Raw genomic sequence first — 14,131 nt, forward strand, 5'->3', positions numbered from 1 at the left:
ATAAATTATTATTCATATCGATACGTAGAGCGAGGAGTTCGCACTTCTTTTCCGAACTTATTAGTTGCATATATTAAAAAGTATGCTAATATAGGGTTACTTATTAAACAACTTTAATAAGTTTAATTAAAGGTACTTATTAAAGTTGTTTAATAAGTGCCTCCCATATAATAAAAAAAGGAGAGGATTGTATGAAAACGGAGAAAGAAAAGATGGTGGCAGGAGAAATGTATATTGCGGATGACGAAGAATTGGTGGCTGATAGGGTGGAGGCAAAACGTTTAACACGCCTTTATAACGAGGCGATGGAGACAGGAGATGAGAGGCGTTTTACGTTATTAAATCAGCTTTTAGGTTCTTCAACTGATGGGAAAGCACAAATTAATCCTGATTTTCGTTGTGATTACGGCTACAATATTCATGTTGGAAAGAGCTTTTTCGCAAATTTCAATTGTGTGATTTTGGATGTTTGTGAAGTTCGAATCGGTGATAATTGTATGTTTGCACCTGGTGTTCACATTTATACTGCTACTCATCCATTACATCCGGTGGAACGAAACTCTGGCAAAGAATATGGAAAACCGGTAAAGATAGGTAACAATGTTTGGGTTGGCGGAGGCGCTATTATTAACCCTGGTATTTCAATTGGAGATAATGTTGTAATTGCTTCAGGGGCAGTTGTGACAAAAGATGTACCTAATAATGTAGTTGTTGGTGGTAACCCAGCTAAAGTTATTAAAACGATAGAAGAGTAAAAGGTGTTTTCATTAGAGTATAAATTATCGTATAGACAATTTGAAAGGTGTTTCATATGAAGAAAGATTTTGCGGAAATGATACAAAGACGCTACTTGCCTCTCGAAATGCTCTATTCCTCTTATTTGCTTTGCCAGGTGTGGCATTTGCTACATGGATTTCTAGAACAGCAGCTACTCGAGATATTTTAGCAGTGTCAAATGCAGAAATGGGCTGGATTTTGTTCGGATTATCTGTCGGTTCAATAATTGGTTTACTAAGTGCAAGTCATTTTATTGACGGTAAGGGAGCTAGAGACGTTATTATAGGCAGTATGTTTTTTATGATTGTTGGATTGCTTTGTTTAGGTATTACTATTTATTTTGTTTCTAGTATGGGGGCTTTTGGTAGCTTACTAGTATTTGGAGTAGGATATGGATTAGCAGAAGTCGCATTGAATGTAGAAGGTTCTGCCATTGAGCAGAAATTAGGAACAACTCTTCTTCCGAAATTCCATGGCTTTTTTAGTATAGGAACTTTAGTAGGCGCGCTCAGTGGTTCTGCCGCCATCTCGCTTCACATCCCAATTCTGTATCAATTTCTTGCGATTTTGGTCATGTTTGTATTACTTGTATGTATGTTGTATCGTTTTCTTCCGCATGGGACAGGAAAGAAGGAGAAATCGCGAAACAAAAAGCGAGCGAAGCATACTTCTTTACGGATGGAAAAAAAGGTGCTTTTACTTGGTCTTTTTGTGCTTGGAATGGCATTTGCAGAAGGAAGTGCAAATGATTGGTTACCTATTGTGATGGTAGATGGACATGAGCAAAGTGTAGTAACAGGTTCTATTATGTACACTATTTTTGTATTGGCAATGACATTAGCTCGAATGTGCAGTAGTTATTTTCTTGATCGATTCGGTCGTGTCGCGGTTATGCGTGCTACTATTATGATGGCGATTATAGGAATGACAATCGTCATATTTGGGAGTAACTCATATTTTCTAGCACTTGGTGTAGTACTGTGGGGGATTGGTGCCGCGTTAGGTTTCCCGATTGGGCTTTCTGCTGCTGGAGATGACAGTGAAAATGCGACTTCTAATGTTGCTGCAGTTTCTATCATCGGTTTTACAGCGTTTTTAGTCGGACCACCATTTTTAGGAATACTTGGAGAAGCATTCGGAATACGTAATGCTTTGCTAGCTGTTTTATTATTTGTTATCTTGTCTGGAATTGTATCGTCTGTTATGAGAGAGAATGCATCGATTTAAATACGGAGTGCCGCTAGTAGAAATATATCATCTCTATTGCTTTAGAAAATGATGTATGATATATTGTCAACGCAACTTATTAAAAGTGTTTAATAAGTATGTTGATTAAGGTGGTGAGCGATTTGAGTGAACAATTTGTTACTCAAAAATCGATTAAAGAGACGATCCTTCGCGGCATTCGTACAGCTCTTCTAGAGCGAGGTAGTGCAACGAAAGTTGAACTTAGTAATACATTAGAAATCAGTTTTCCAACGATAAGTAAATTTATAGAAAAAATGAAACAAGACGGTGAAGTCACTTTAGCCGGTTTAGATGATTCAAGTGGTGGAAGAAGAGCAAAACGATATGAATATAATCCAGAATATATGTTAGGTTTAGCGATATTTTTAGAAAAAAATGAGACGAACTATACAATTTTTAACTGTTTAGGGGAAGTAAAAGAACAAGGCAGTACTTCAAGTGCATTAATCGATACGGGTCTAAGTGTATTGACAGAACATATAGAAAGTCTTATAGCTACGTTTCCAAAGATAAGTTCAATCTCAATTGGTGTTCCTGGTGCTGTCGATAATGGGCGTATTTTCTATATTCCTGGATATGAAAAGTTCCAAAATTTTAATTTGAAAAGTCACTTGGAGGAACTGTTTTCTATACCAGTAGTAATAGAAAACGATATGAATGCTGCAGTACTCGGCTATCATAAAAATACTGGAAACAATGAAAATTCCTCTCTTGTATATTTGTATTCAGGTCAAAATGGCCCAGGTGCGGGGATTATGGTAAATGGAGATGTCGTACGCGGAAGCACATTTTTCTCAGGAGAGATATCTTTCGTCCCGCAGTACGATAATAAAAATTTCTTGCAAGCTTTGAGAAGTGAAGATTCGAATAATCCAGAGGAATATAATATAGATGCTATTACTCGTTTAATAGCTACATGTATAGCTATTATTAACCCTCATGGATTCATCTTCTGTGATGATGAAGTGAACCAAATTGTAATAGATCAGATTGTAAAAAGTTGTCCGCAGTACATTCCGGCAGAACATATTCCGAAAATAACAGTGAGCAACTGGAAAGAAGATTATTTATATGGGTTAAAAAGCCTTGGACTTGATCTTATGATTACGAGAACAAATAAAGAAAATTAAATGTACTGGCAATGAAGCATCCAATTGCCAGTTGAATAACATAAAAGAAAAGGTGTCGATTATGAAAATTGAACATGTAGCAATTTGGGTGAATGATTTAGAAAGAATGCGTGATTTTTATAAACAGTACTTCGGTGGTGAAGAAAATAGCTTATATCACAATCCGAAAAAGCAGTTTGAATCTTATTTCATAACTTTTGAAGGCGGTGCGCGTCTAGAACTTATGAGGCAGGTAGGGATAGACGAGAAAGTACAAACACAAACAATAGGATATGCGCATATTGCTTTTTCAGTAGATAGTAAAGAAAAAGTGAACGAATTAACTAATACATTAAGAGAAGCAGGATACTCAGTGTTAAACGGGCCGCGTACTACAGGGGATGGTTATTATGAAAGTGTAGTAAGTGATCCTGAAGGAAATCAGATTGAGATAACAATCTAACATTATATTTACTAATAATTGATAAAAAATAAAATTTTGTTGTTCCCCCAAATGTGTACGAGAAACCTATTATTTCTGCAGAAAGGGGGACATAATGTTGAGTGAAATCATTTTTATTTTCTGTATATATCCATTGCTTGTTTGTATTGTTTCAATAGCTGGAGCATATAAAGTAGGTACATTTTATGTGATGCCAATAGTAACATTTCTTATTTTTCTTATGTTAAATGTTACAGTGCACGATCCAGCATTTTTCTTTTGGGTGGGCATGTATACTATTCTTTCATTTATTGTTTCTTATATAACTATCCTTTTTATAAAGGGATATAAAGTTGTAAAAAGAGAGCGTTAATATCATTTTGGGAAAATAGGGATTTACGGTGAACGATAACAACCTCATTTCACGTTGTAATGACGGGAAATGAGGTTGTTTGATTTCTATTTTTTATTGGAGTGATGAAAATCGCGAAGAATCTTCTCAATGACTGGATGAAGAGTACTAGGTAACTCATCAAGCGGAAAGAAACGTAATTCTTTTGACTCAGTTTTATCACATACAAGCTCCCCATAAAATTCTCGGCAAATATAAACAACGAGTACACCGTGTACTTGATCGCCATTTGGATAGATTTGAAAGAAATCTGGCCCTGAGTATGTACGGAATAGTTCTGGATTTTTAATAATAAGTCCAGTTTCTTCATATACTTCTCGCTTTAAAGCGTCTTCTAATGTTTCGTTATATTCTAAAGCGCCGCCAATAATGCCCCAGCGGTTAAAGTCTGTACGGAGCTGCAGTAATACTTCACCTTTTTCATTTACTATAATGGCGTGCGAACCTATTAAAATAAGTGGATGATTTCCTACTAAATTTCTCATGTCTTCAATATAACCCATGTTTTGACTCCTTGTTTTTAATAGTAATTAGGAAGTTCTTTTAACATTCTTTCTGTTTTACGTGCTGTAAAGGCTAAGTTATGATCATCTTTCGTTCTGAAAAATAATGTGCGTAAAAAGGTTTTAATATTGGCACATAAAATACAATACTCATTAAGCGAAAGGCGTTTTCTAATTTGAGGAAGCCTTTTTATTTTTTTATGAATAATAGAAATTAACTCGTTTTGAGGAAAATCATGATACAGCATTGCTAGTAATGGAGTAACAATGCGTTCATCTTCGTTATTATGAAAAAGGTCAGATGGAATAAAGATTTTATTTAATAAACAATGAATTAATTCTTCGTACCACTCAAAGGTCGTATACGTATTATGAACAATTTCGGTAAAAGCATCAGATATGTGAGCAAGACAATGAGCCCATCCTTTATTTTCGATATAGCCCCGAAAATCCGTTTCTAAGTTTGTGTATGTAATGAGTTTATTTTTTATTTCTTCGATATCCTCCTCTGTACAAAAGTAGTGCGAATTAGCGAATTGGAGTATTAACGCAATTAACGAAACAGTGTAAGAACGTGTGAAAACCCCATCTGTATGTGGGGAGTAAATGTCACAATATAAATACTCATCACTTAAACAAGTTTGCAGAAGTAATTTCAGTTGATCATCCATAAGGAATTCATGATGAATGAAATGCGCAAAACATTTATATATAAGTTGGTAACGAACGTAGCTATCAGTCGTTCCGATATACTGAAGCATGTTCAAAGTTAACTCATTTACGTCTATATGTTGCAGTTGCGTATAGTCATTTTGTTGTATAAGCTCTAACTGTTGTTGCAATGCTGTAATATCCACTGGAGAACCTCCTCCGCACTTTAAAGATGCGATCTTTTCTAGTATTCTATATATTCAAGGACAATCCTGCTCATGCAAGGAGAACGATTAGAAATTCGAGTATGATATAGATGAGGGAAGAATATGACGACGATAGAACAGTTAGAAAAATATTTTAAAATAAGAAGAAATGTTTCTTCTATTATGATAAAAGAAAATAATGCAGAGATTTTTACAGAAGAGCAATTAGAGGAAATGATGCAATATTGCGTTGTTGAAGCTAAAAAAGATGGATTAGAAAAACTATATTTTGAAATCTCTTCAAAAAGTCCAAATTATGATGTGTATAAAAAATGTTTTGAAACGTATTCATTTGAATATGTTACGGAAAACATGATTGTATTTAAAGATATATATGAAGTAGAAGATGTAGAAAGTGAAATTGATTTTAAGCTTATTGAAGAAGTTGGAGAAGAGGCTTTTTATTCACTGTGGAATGAAGCGACGGGAGAACCAGTCGCTCATGATCAAGTTGTGCATATGATGCTACAAGAAATTGGTGAGCAATGGAAAGAACATTGCTTAACAGCGAGTGTCGATGAAAAGCAGATAGGAATTGTAATCCCGCATATTGAAAGAGGTACGTTAGAAGAAGGGAAACTTATGTACTTCGCAGTTACTCCAAATATGCGTAATAAGGGATATGAAGAGGCATTATTTGCAGGTGCGATGTTTGTCTTAAAGGAAATAGGTGCATCTTATTATATTGGTGAGACAAATATACAAAATGAATGGATGAAGGATGTTTTTGAAAAGAACGGATGTCAGTTGCTGAGTTGTACTGAGCGATATGTGAGGGAGTTTTAAGATATACTCTGGGACACATCTAGTGGGAACCCGTGTACAAATTTTGAACAAGTAAAAGAACTTTTCGCCTGTTTGTAAGATAAAAAGAAAAATGAGAACGACAAAGTAGTTATTCCTATAATAAAATAGAGTAAGATTTGACTATAAGAGAAAGCGTTGGTGAAAGAATGGAGCAGCAAAGAAATTGGCTACAAGCAACTGTAGAGAGAAATGAAGATAATACGTTACAAATAAAATGGGAAAATAATATAGAAGAAGTTCGTATTTATTGGAGTACTTCACCAGAACATGTTGAAGAAACTGGAGAATTACTTGCAACGGTAAATGGAGAATTATCATATACAATTGAAAACCCGAGTGAAAATGAACGTCCATATTTTAGATTAGTAGGAAGTAATGGACAAGCAGTAACAGTAGCTGAGCGTAGACTGCCATTACAAGGCGCGTTTAACTTCCGTGATATGGGAGGATATGAAACGACAGAAGGCCGTAAAGTGAAATGGGGCAAATTATACCGTTCTGAAGAATTAGCAGGACTAACAGAATGGGATATTGCGTATTTACAAAAGTCTGGCTTAAAGTTAATTTGTGATTACCGTACAGACTTTGAAGTGAAGCATAAGCCGAATCCAGAAATTACAGGTGCTCGTCAAGTGTGCTTACCAGTTATGCAAGACTTAGCGAAAGACTTAAATATAAATGAGTTTTTCCAAGTTGGTGACCTTTCTATGTTAGGAAAACCAGGTGAGTATCTTGTGAAAATGAATCAGGATTTTGTAAGTGGCAACGAGGCATTCGTGAGCTTCTTAAACTTAGCGCAAAACCCGGAAAACTTACCGTTAGTAAACCACTGTACAGCTGGAAAAGATCGTACTGGATTTGGTTCAGCATTATTATTACTTTTACTAGGTGTACCGGAAAAAACAGTAATGGAAGATTACTTATTAAGTAACGGATTCCGTGAAAAGTTAAATGAAAAAATGATGGCCTTTTTAGGTGCGAAATTACAAAACGATGAGAGCAGAGCGATATTAGGTGCAATGTTTGAAGCGCGCGCCGAATATTTACAAGCTGCGATTGAGGGAATCCAAAAGCAATACGGATCAGTTGAAGCATACGCCGAAAAAGCTCTTGGCTTTACGAAAGATTCGTTAGAAGAAATGAAAGTGTTACTGCTGGAAGAAAAGTAAAAAGAAGGGAGGCTGGTTTTAATTAGCCTCCTTTTCTTATTGTTGTTATAATTAAGCTATGAGAATATAGGAGTTGAGAAAAACATCATGAAATACAAATTTATATTATTCGACGTAGACGATACATTATTAGATTTCCCAAAAACGGAAAGACACGCATTACATAATGCGTTTGTACAGTTTGGTATGCCTACAGGGTATAATGATTATCTTGCAAGTTATAAAGAGATTAGTAATGGATTATGGAGAGATTTAGAAAATAAAATGATTACGCTAAGTGAATTAGCAGTAGATCGATTTAGACAATTATTTGCACTTCATAATATAGACGTAGATGCACAGCAATTTAGTGATGTATATCTTGAAAATTTAGGGAAAGAAGTACATCTTATAGAAGGCGCAGTACAATTATGTGAAAATCTACAAGATTGCAAGTTAGGTATTATTACGAATGGATATACGAAGGTGCAACAATCAAGAATCGGAAATTCGCCTTTATGTAATTTCTTTGATTATATTATTATTTCTGAAGAAGTTGGTCATCAAAAACCAGCACGTGAGATTTTTGATTATGCATTTGAGAAATTCGGAATTACGGATAAATCAAGTGTACTAATGGTTGGAGATTCGCTAACTTCTGATATGAAAGGTGGAGAAGACTACGGCATTGATACGTGTTGGTATAATCCGAGTTTGAAAGAAAATAGGGCAGAAGTTAAGCCGACTTATGAAGTGGAGAGTCTTCTGCAAATTTTAGAAATTGTGGGAGTGGTTCAAGAAAAGGCAACCTCATTTTAATTGTGTTGAAATTTGATGAATCGTCGATATAATTTCATATACTAAGATATGGAACAAAAAAGATGGCACCAAGTCAAAACAATTTTACTGAAGAAAACAGAAATAAAATCAGAACCATTTAAACAAGCTGGAATTAAAATTGAGGGTTAATGTGGAGAAGGTTTTGGAAAACAGAAATAACACGAAATAATATTTTAAGCAGTTTGTAATGACAAATTACAAACTGCTTAAAAATAAAAAAAGATTGCCTCTTTGGATATGAGCAATCTTTTTTATTTTGTTAGGAGATGAAATGTATATTTTTGTACCCTATCTCCATCAAGTAAAAAAATGTTTGTTCCCTAATAATGAAAAAAATGAATTTAATTTTCATAAATAACTGTAAAGTGGTAAAAATTTCGTTTTGGAAGTAATTCGAAATTTTAAGTTAATGGGCATAGGTTGGAACCATTTCCTTGTTTAGACTGGATATCCGCCTGTTGGCGGTGGCCAAGCACTAAATAATCTGCGGATCAGCACAATTTCTCCTAAATGGTAGGAGTTGTGAGATGCAATATTGCGTAGAACACCGCCAGTGGTTTCACCAGGCCATTCCTCCAATATTTTGTCCAATTGAACAGTTTGGGCAATCGTGCATGCCTGTTCAATCCCTTGAAGAAAATACTGAATAATCTGTTGCCACTCTTCTTCACTGGCAGGACATTCTTCTTCAGGCCAGCTCTCTTTTACATGGGCGGGCAATGCAGGCTTCTTCCCCTGGGCGGATAATAAGAGAAAATCTTGCCAGTAGGTCATGTGTTTTACTAATTGATAAATAGAATAAGGTAGTTCCTCTCTGCGTTTTCCCGCAAGCACCATGTCTATATCCGACAAAGCATTTTTGATGGGAAGATGTCCTCGTTCTCCTCTTAACGATTTTACTAATGCTAGGCTAAATGCCTTATTTAATTGATCCATAATAATTGACTCCCATCCTGTTTTATTTTCTAATTTGCTGATTTTAAGGTTTCGTCTCTTTTATATGTACTAAATAAATTATAGAAGATTTACGACTATTAAGAGAAAGTAAAATAAGGAAAAAATAACAAGAATCACTTACTTCTTAACGCACAGGAAATCGTTGTTTTTTATTTGAATAGTACCTTAATATACAATTGTAGTAACAGATAAATCAAAGGTTCGAATAACAATATCCAGGTCTGCGATAATGTCAGCCACTTTTGATTTTAGCTATTCCAATCCCTACTGAATTTTGTCCAATTGATTTTATTTTGAATGAACTATGAGTTGATTATAATGGTTAGAGTGAACTCTAAGTCAAGAAAAAATAATAAAAGGATAGTTATTCTATTATGAGGGAGTTCGTAAAGCAAAAATAGTGTTTCTATACTAAGGTCATTTACGTGTTATAATACATAAATTAAATGTGTATATATACATAGTTTCTCAGAGTGCTGCAATGTTAGGTATGAACTGTGTAACAACTAGAGGTGAATAAAGAATGTTAAAGTTTTTATTTGAGTTAGACAAGGCTATTCCGCAGAAGGATGAGCCAAAGTATGATGCTTATACAAAGGGCTTTATTGAAGGGGAATTAACGATTCTCGCGAGTGACAGCGTACTTTTTCAGAAGTCATGTATGAAGGTCGCAGAGCTTGGCATTTATTTAGGACAGTGGATGGAACAAGTGCAACACGGGCAGAACGTACATATGAATTATGAAACACCTGATCGTGAGGAAATAATTCTTGGTTTCTCCTATGAAGAGGAAGATCAGTGGAGAATTTATTCCAGTTGGCAACAATTTGAACTTCAGGAGAGTATCTCGACTACAACATTAGTAGAGAGCGTTCAACGCTATTTATATGAGTTAAATAAGGAACTGCGCATGATAGAATATCCTGTGACGTTTGATCAGTACTTAAGAGGAGAGCGAATGATGCAGCTCTCTTACAAACGACCGTGTGATAGCAAAGCAGATACGACGCCGATAGAGTTTTATAATGGAAGTGAGCAAGTAGGCGTAGTACGGGGTTATTATAAAAATACGTTGATGAGAGTGCTGGACTTCATTCCGAAAATTGGTAGTAATATCATTTATGAAATAAAGGATAGTAAGGGCAATATTCGCGTCATTGCAAAGGATGTAAGTAGGCAGCGCCAAAGAAAGATTTTAGTAACGTACATCGATAATAATGATGCAGAGCATGAAATACTTGTATGTGACGGAAAGTTATTGGATGCAAATTTTATATTTACCTTTACATATAAGGCAGAAGAATATGTTGTTCATAAAACTTCATTTGGAATGGGAAAATTATTACGAAAAGGCTATTTAATCGCAGATTGGAATATTCGTCTTGAGGAAGATATGTATTACATCGAGATGAATGCATATGATGGAGATTACATGGAGGATCAATACTTACTATTAGGCGTATTTCATGCGGTTTTATATGGATAATCGATGAGAAATACCGTCATTCTTCTTGGAAAGAATGACGGTATTTTTTATTTATCCTCAAAAATAAAAATCTCATCAATCGTACTATGAAGTGCCTTCGCTATATCGTGAGCGAGTTGCAATGAAGGATTATACTTACCTTTTTCAAGGTGGCTAATTGTTTCACGGCGTACACCAACTTGCTTCGCTAAATCTTCTTGTGTCATGTTCAATTTGGCGCGGTATTCTTTTATCCTCGTTACGAACGCCATGGTGCATCTTCCATTTCATCAACAGGTTTATCATAAAAGAACATAGAAAAACCGAACGTAAGAATGAGTGTGCCGAAAATAAGAGCGATATCAATTTCTTGTAAGATCGGGTTTGGAAATAACATTTCAATAAACATAATGATAGCGGTAGTTAGTAATGTAATGATAAATGCATTGCGACACGATTTATTTACAATTTGTTCAAACAGTTCATCGTGTTGAACTGTTCTATACGATGTGAAAAAGGAGAAGAAACAGAACATAGTAAACAATCCTTTTTCATAAAAAAAACCGAAGAAACCGAGAAATCCTAAATATTTTATCCAAGTTGTTTTCATGATAGGTCCTCCTTGCGGTGTTAGAAATAAGTCACGTTATGTTATAAATATATCACGTATGGATAGGAATGGTAATAATAGTTTTCCAGTTTGCTTCATAATAATAGTAAAAAGAGGAAATATGCTGCGAAATAAAGAGGATAATATTGTAAAATGATTGTAAGGAGGGGGAGGAAGAAATGCTAACTTGGATTATGATCGTTGTATTACTTGTAGTGATTACTGTCATTGCGACGGTGTTAATTGGGCGGAATGGTGATGCAAATTATAGCAAAGCGACAAAGGGGAATATTAAACGATTAACAATGATTTATATTATACTAGCTGTCGTTTTAGTTGTTGGATTAGGGGTGTATATTTATTTTAAAGGTTAAATAAACTGAAAAATGTAAAAATCTTAAAATAGAAGTATGCTATAATATCAATATAGTTATTTGGTAATTAAGGAAAGGATTGGATGGAATGATTGAAATTACGAATGTGTCAAAAAGTTATAATGGGTCTACCTATGCAGTAAAAGATTTAAGTTTATCTGTACCTAGCGGCGAAATCTTTGGATTTTTAGGACCGAATGGTGCGGGTAAATCCACGACAATTAAGATGATTACTGGCATTCACGGGGTGGACAAAGGGACTATTACGATTAACGGAAAAAATATTATGGAAGAGCCGATGGAAGCGAAGAAGACGTTTGGTTATGTGCCGGATAGTCCAGATATGTTTTTACGTTTAAAAGGAATTGAATATTTAAACTTTATGGCTGATATGTATGAAGTGCCGAAAGAAGTAAGACAAGAACGAATAGAGTCTTTAGCGAAGAAGTTTGATCTTTATAATGCATTATCTGATCAAATTCAAAGTTATTCGCACGGTATGAGACAAAAAATCGTTATTATTGGTGTGCTCGTGCATGAGCCAGATGTATGGATTTTAGATGAACCATTAACAGGGCTTGATCCGAAATCTGCATATATTTTAAAAGAAATGATGAGAGAACATGCGGATAAAGGAAAGATTGTATTTTTCTCTACACACGTATTAGAAGTAGCAGAAAAAATATGTGACCGCGTTGCGATTATTAATAAGGGGAATTTGCAGTTTAAAGGAAATTTAAATGAAATGAGAGATCATTTTAAATCCAATGAATCACTTGAAAAAATGTTCTTGGAGATGACGGGTAATGAGTAAAATTTGGACGTTAACGAAAGTATTATTGAAATTAAATTATGCAGATTTCATAACAGATAAGAAGAAGCGATGGGCGTATGTATTTTCATTTGCAGCTATTTTATTTGTTGGCTTTTTAATGTTTGGTTCTATAACGCACGCAATGTATGAGGGAACGAAACAATTAGGGCAAGACCCAGGAATGATTATCGCAATGGGACTTGCGATTGCGAGTATATGGGTATTTTTAATGAGTATTACGAACATTTTAACTGTATTTTATTACAGTAATGACATTGAAATGTTACTACCATTACCATTAAAACCAGCGCAAATTATTTCGGCAAAATTTTTAACAGTATTAATTACACAATACGTAATGAGTTCATTCATTTTATTACCAATCTTTATTACGTACGGGTTAAAAAGTGGCGCATTTATTACATATTACATATATATGATTTTCATTTACTTACTCTTCCCAATCGTGCCGTTAGTACTAGCTTCGTTACTGATGACAGTTATTATGAGGTATACAAATATAGCGAAAAATAAAGACCGAGGAAATATATTTATTGGAATCGTAAGTATACTATTTATTGTAGGAATTAACGTATTTTTGCAGTGGAAAAATAAAAGTTCGTTTTCTGAAGATGCAATTGCGGATTACCTTGCAAACAACCAGTCTTCTCTTTTAGTACAAATGACAAACTATTTTCCAACTACATATTTTGGAGCAGTAGCATTAGTAGAAAATGCAAATTGGAAGGGACCTTTATATGTAATAATCTTTGCAGTTATTTCATTTGTCTTCTTTGTGTTGTTTTATTACATTGCAGAGCGTACATATTTAAAAGGGGTTATTGGACTTTCAACGAGTACAGCAAAGAAACAAGTTATTTCGGCGGAAGATTTACAGAAATCAACAGCACAAAGTTCGCATTTAAAAGCGTATGTGAAAAAAGAATTTAAAACGTTATTCCGTACACCACAATTTTTCTTAAATTGCATTGTACAAACTTTCGTTATGCCAATTATGTTGTTCTTTATTTTATTTGTGCAAGATGGAAATTTAAAGTTTATTACAGAGTATATTAACAATCCAAAGACAACGGGATTTGCAATTGGTGTTGGCCTTTGTGCATCGTTATTTTTAATGGGTAGTAATGTCATTGCAACAACGTCATTTTCGCGAGATGGAAGCTCTTGGTTTGTGAATCGTTATTTACCAGTAAAGGCTTCGGATATCTTTTTTGCGAAAGCAATCACTGCTTGGTTAATTAATGTGATCATTTTAGCAGTATTCGGTATTACGATGGCAGTTGTAGCTGGGATTTCTCCAGTCTTTATGATACTGTGGTTTTTACTAAGTGCGAACGGGTTACTATTAATTAATTTAATCGGAACACGCTGGGACGCACAAACTGCAGATATTCATTGGGATACAGAACAGAAATTATTTAAAAGTCGATATACAACTTTATGGAATTTTTTAGCTAATATTTTAATAGCTTTAATTATTGTGGGTGGAGTAAGTGTATTATACTTCTTCCTTCAAGTAGGACTTTGGGTTATGTTTATCGTTTTATTTGTAATGTTTACGATTGTAAACTATATCTTTATTAAAATGTTAAAATTAGGTGCTGAACGTATACTGTCAAATATTCAATAAGAAGATAGATCCTCTGTATTCATGCAGGGGATCTACGTATAGATGGAGGAGAAAAAG

The 14,131-nt window shown here is 34.6% G+C and carries 16 protein-coding genes and 1 pseudogene; 12 read left to right on the forward strand and 5 right to left on the reverse strand.

Annotation, left to right across the window (positions count from 1 at the left end; translation table 11 throughout):
* The first annotated feature begins 191 nt into the window (after nucleotides 1-191).
* From ACO6VI_RS17590 to ACO6VI_RS17610, 5 genes and pseudogenes are all read left to right on the forward strand, one after another.
* Complete coding sequence (locus ACO6VI_RS17590) at nucleotides 192-755, forward strand: maltose O-acetyltransferase (protein ID WP_000845631.1); 564 nt, start codon at nucleotides 192-194, stop codon at nucleotides 753-755.
* Between the two features lie 56 nt (nucleotides 756-811).
* Nucleotides 812-2,004 (forward strand): annotated as a pseudogene (locus ACO6VI_RS17595) (MFS transporter).
* A 122-nt stretch (nucleotides 2,005-2,126) separates the two neighbouring features.
* A complete protein-coding gene (locus tag ACO6VI_RS17600) occupies nucleotides 2,127-3,155 on the forward strand; it encodes an ROK family transcriptional regulator (protein WP_000003038.1) in 1,029 nt (342 codons plus the stop codon).
* A 61-nt stretch (nucleotides 3,156-3,216) separates the two neighbouring features.
* Nucleotides 3,217-3,597 (forward strand): VOC family protein, encoded by a 381-nt coding sequence (locus ACO6VI_RS17605; protein WP_161519912.1) that lies wholly within the window; start codon nucleotides 3,217-3,219, stop codon nucleotides 3,595-3,597.
* Nucleotides 3,598-3,694: 97 nt separating this feature from the next.
* The gene (locus ACO6VI_RS17610; RefSeq protein WP_001289515.1) at nucleotides 3,695-3,949 is read left to right on the forward strand and encodes a YbeF family protein; all 255 of its coding nucleotides are present in this window, start codon (nucleotides 3,695-3,697) and stop codon (nucleotides 3,947-3,949) included.
* Nucleotides 3,950-4,035: 86 nt separating this feature from the next.
* Here the strand turns inward: ACO6VI_RS17610 and ACO6VI_RS17615 are convergent, their stop codons facing one another.
* Together ACO6VI_RS17615 and ACO6VI_RS17620 are read right to left on the reverse strand one after the other, a co-directional pair.
* Nucleotides 4,036-4,491: an NUDIX hydrolase gene (locus tag ACO6VI_RS17615; RefSeq protein ID WP_063220409.1), complete on the reverse strand. Its 456-nt coding sequence runs from the start codon at nucleotides 4,489-4,491 to the stop codon at nucleotides 4,036-4,038.
* A gap of 17 nt (nucleotides 4,492-4,508) precedes the next feature.
* A complete protein-coding gene (locus tag ACO6VI_RS17620; RefSeq protein WP_000355450.1) occupies nucleotides 4,509-5,348 on the reverse strand; it encodes a DUF2785 domain-containing protein in 840 nt (279 codons plus the stop codon).
* A 123-nt stretch (nucleotides 5,349-5,471) separates the two neighbouring features.
* Between ACO6VI_RS17620 and ACO6VI_RS17625 the strand changes: the two genes are divergently transcribed.
* The 3 genes from ACO6VI_RS17625 (at nucleotide 5,472) to ACO6VI_RS17635 (ending at nucleotide 8,182) form a co-directional block, all read left to right on the forward strand.
* Nucleotides 5,472-6,194 (forward strand): GNAT family N-acetyltransferase, encoded by a 723-nt coding sequence (locus tag ACO6VI_RS17625; protein ID WP_023522529.1) that lies wholly within the window; start codon nucleotides 5,472-5,474, stop codon nucleotides 6,192-6,194.
* 167 nt (nucleotides 6,195-6,361) lie between these two features.
* Nucleotides 6,362-7,384: a tyrosine-protein phosphatase gene (locus ACO6VI_RS17630; protein ID WP_078993961.1), complete on the forward strand. Its 1,023-nt coding sequence runs from the start codon at nucleotides 6,362-6,364 to the stop codon at nucleotides 7,382-7,384.
* Nucleotides 7,385-7,471: 87 nt separating this feature from the next.
* The gene (locus tag ACO6VI_RS17635) at nucleotides 7,472-8,182 is read left to right on the forward strand and encodes a YjjG family noncanonical pyrimidine nucleotidase (RefSeq protein ID WP_023522527.1); all 711 of its coding nucleotides are present in this window, start codon (nucleotides 7,472-7,474) and stop codon (nucleotides 8,180-8,182) included.
* 459 nt (nucleotides 8,183-8,641) lie between these two features.
* On the opposite strand, the gene ACO6VI_RS17640 is transcribed toward ACO6VI_RS17635, so the two are convergent.
* Entirely contained in the window at nucleotides 8,642-9,139 is a 498-nt protein-coding gene (locus ACO6VI_RS17640; RefSeq protein ID WP_161519911.1) for a DinB family protein, read from the reverse strand.
* A gap of 544 nt (nucleotides 9,140-9,683) precedes the next feature.
* Between ACO6VI_RS17640 and ACO6VI_RS17645 the strand changes: the two genes are divergently transcribed.
* Entirely contained in the window at nucleotides 9,684-10,646 is a 963-nt protein-coding gene (locus tag ACO6VI_RS17645) for a tubby C-terminal domain-like protein (RefSeq protein WP_161519910.1), read from the forward strand.
* A gap of 47 nt (nucleotides 10,647-10,693) precedes the next feature.
* On the opposite strand, the gene ACO6VI_RS17650 is transcribed toward ACO6VI_RS17645, so the two are convergent.
* The gene (locus ACO6VI_RS17650) at nucleotides 10,694-10,897 is read right to left on the reverse strand and encodes a helix-turn-helix transcriptional regulator (RefSeq protein WP_000896321.1); all 204 of its coding nucleotides are present in this window, start codon (nucleotides 10,895-10,897) and stop codon (nucleotides 10,694-10,696) included.
* On the reverse strand, nucleotides 10,885-11,235 hold the full coding sequence (locus ACO6VI_RS17655; RefSeq protein WP_088020588.1) for a DUF3796 domain-containing protein: 351 nt from the start codon (nucleotides 11,233-11,235) through the stop codon (nucleotides 10,885-10,887). Before ACO6VI_RS17655 ends, ACO6VI_RS17650 begins: the two co-directional genes overlap by 13 nt.
* Before the next feature lie 179 nt (nucleotides 11,236-11,414).
* Between ACO6VI_RS17655 and ACO6VI_RS17660 the strand changes: the two genes are divergently transcribed.
* From ACO6VI_RS17660 to ACO6VI_RS17670, 3 genes are all read left to right on the forward strand, one after another.
* Nucleotides 11,415-11,609, forward strand: coding sequence for a hypothetical protein (locus tag ACO6VI_RS17660; protein WP_000958863.1), 195 nt, complete (start codon nucleotides 11,415-11,417; stop codon nucleotides 11,607-11,609).
* Between the two features lie 88 nt (nucleotides 11,610-11,697).
* Nucleotides 11,698-12,423, forward strand: a complete 726-nt coding sequence (locus ACO6VI_RS17665; RefSeq protein ID WP_000570205.1) for an ABC transporter ATP-binding protein — start codon at nucleotides 11,698-11,700, stop codon at nucleotides 12,421-12,423.
* Entirely contained in the window at nucleotides 12,416-14,074 is a 1,659-nt protein-coding gene (locus tag ACO6VI_RS17670; protein ID WP_088020589.1) for a putative ABC transporter permease subunit, read from the forward strand. Before ACO6VI_RS17665 ends, ACO6VI_RS17670 begins: the two co-directional genes overlap by 8 nt.
* Nucleotides 14,075-14,131 lie beyond the last annotated feature (57 nt).

This window comes from Bacillus sp. PSXD-155 (genome assembly GCF_049310765.1).
In the GTDB taxonomy this organism is placed as follows: domain Bacteria; phylum Bacillota; class Bacilli; order Bacillales; family Bacillaceae_G; genus Bacillus_A; species Bacillus_A cereus.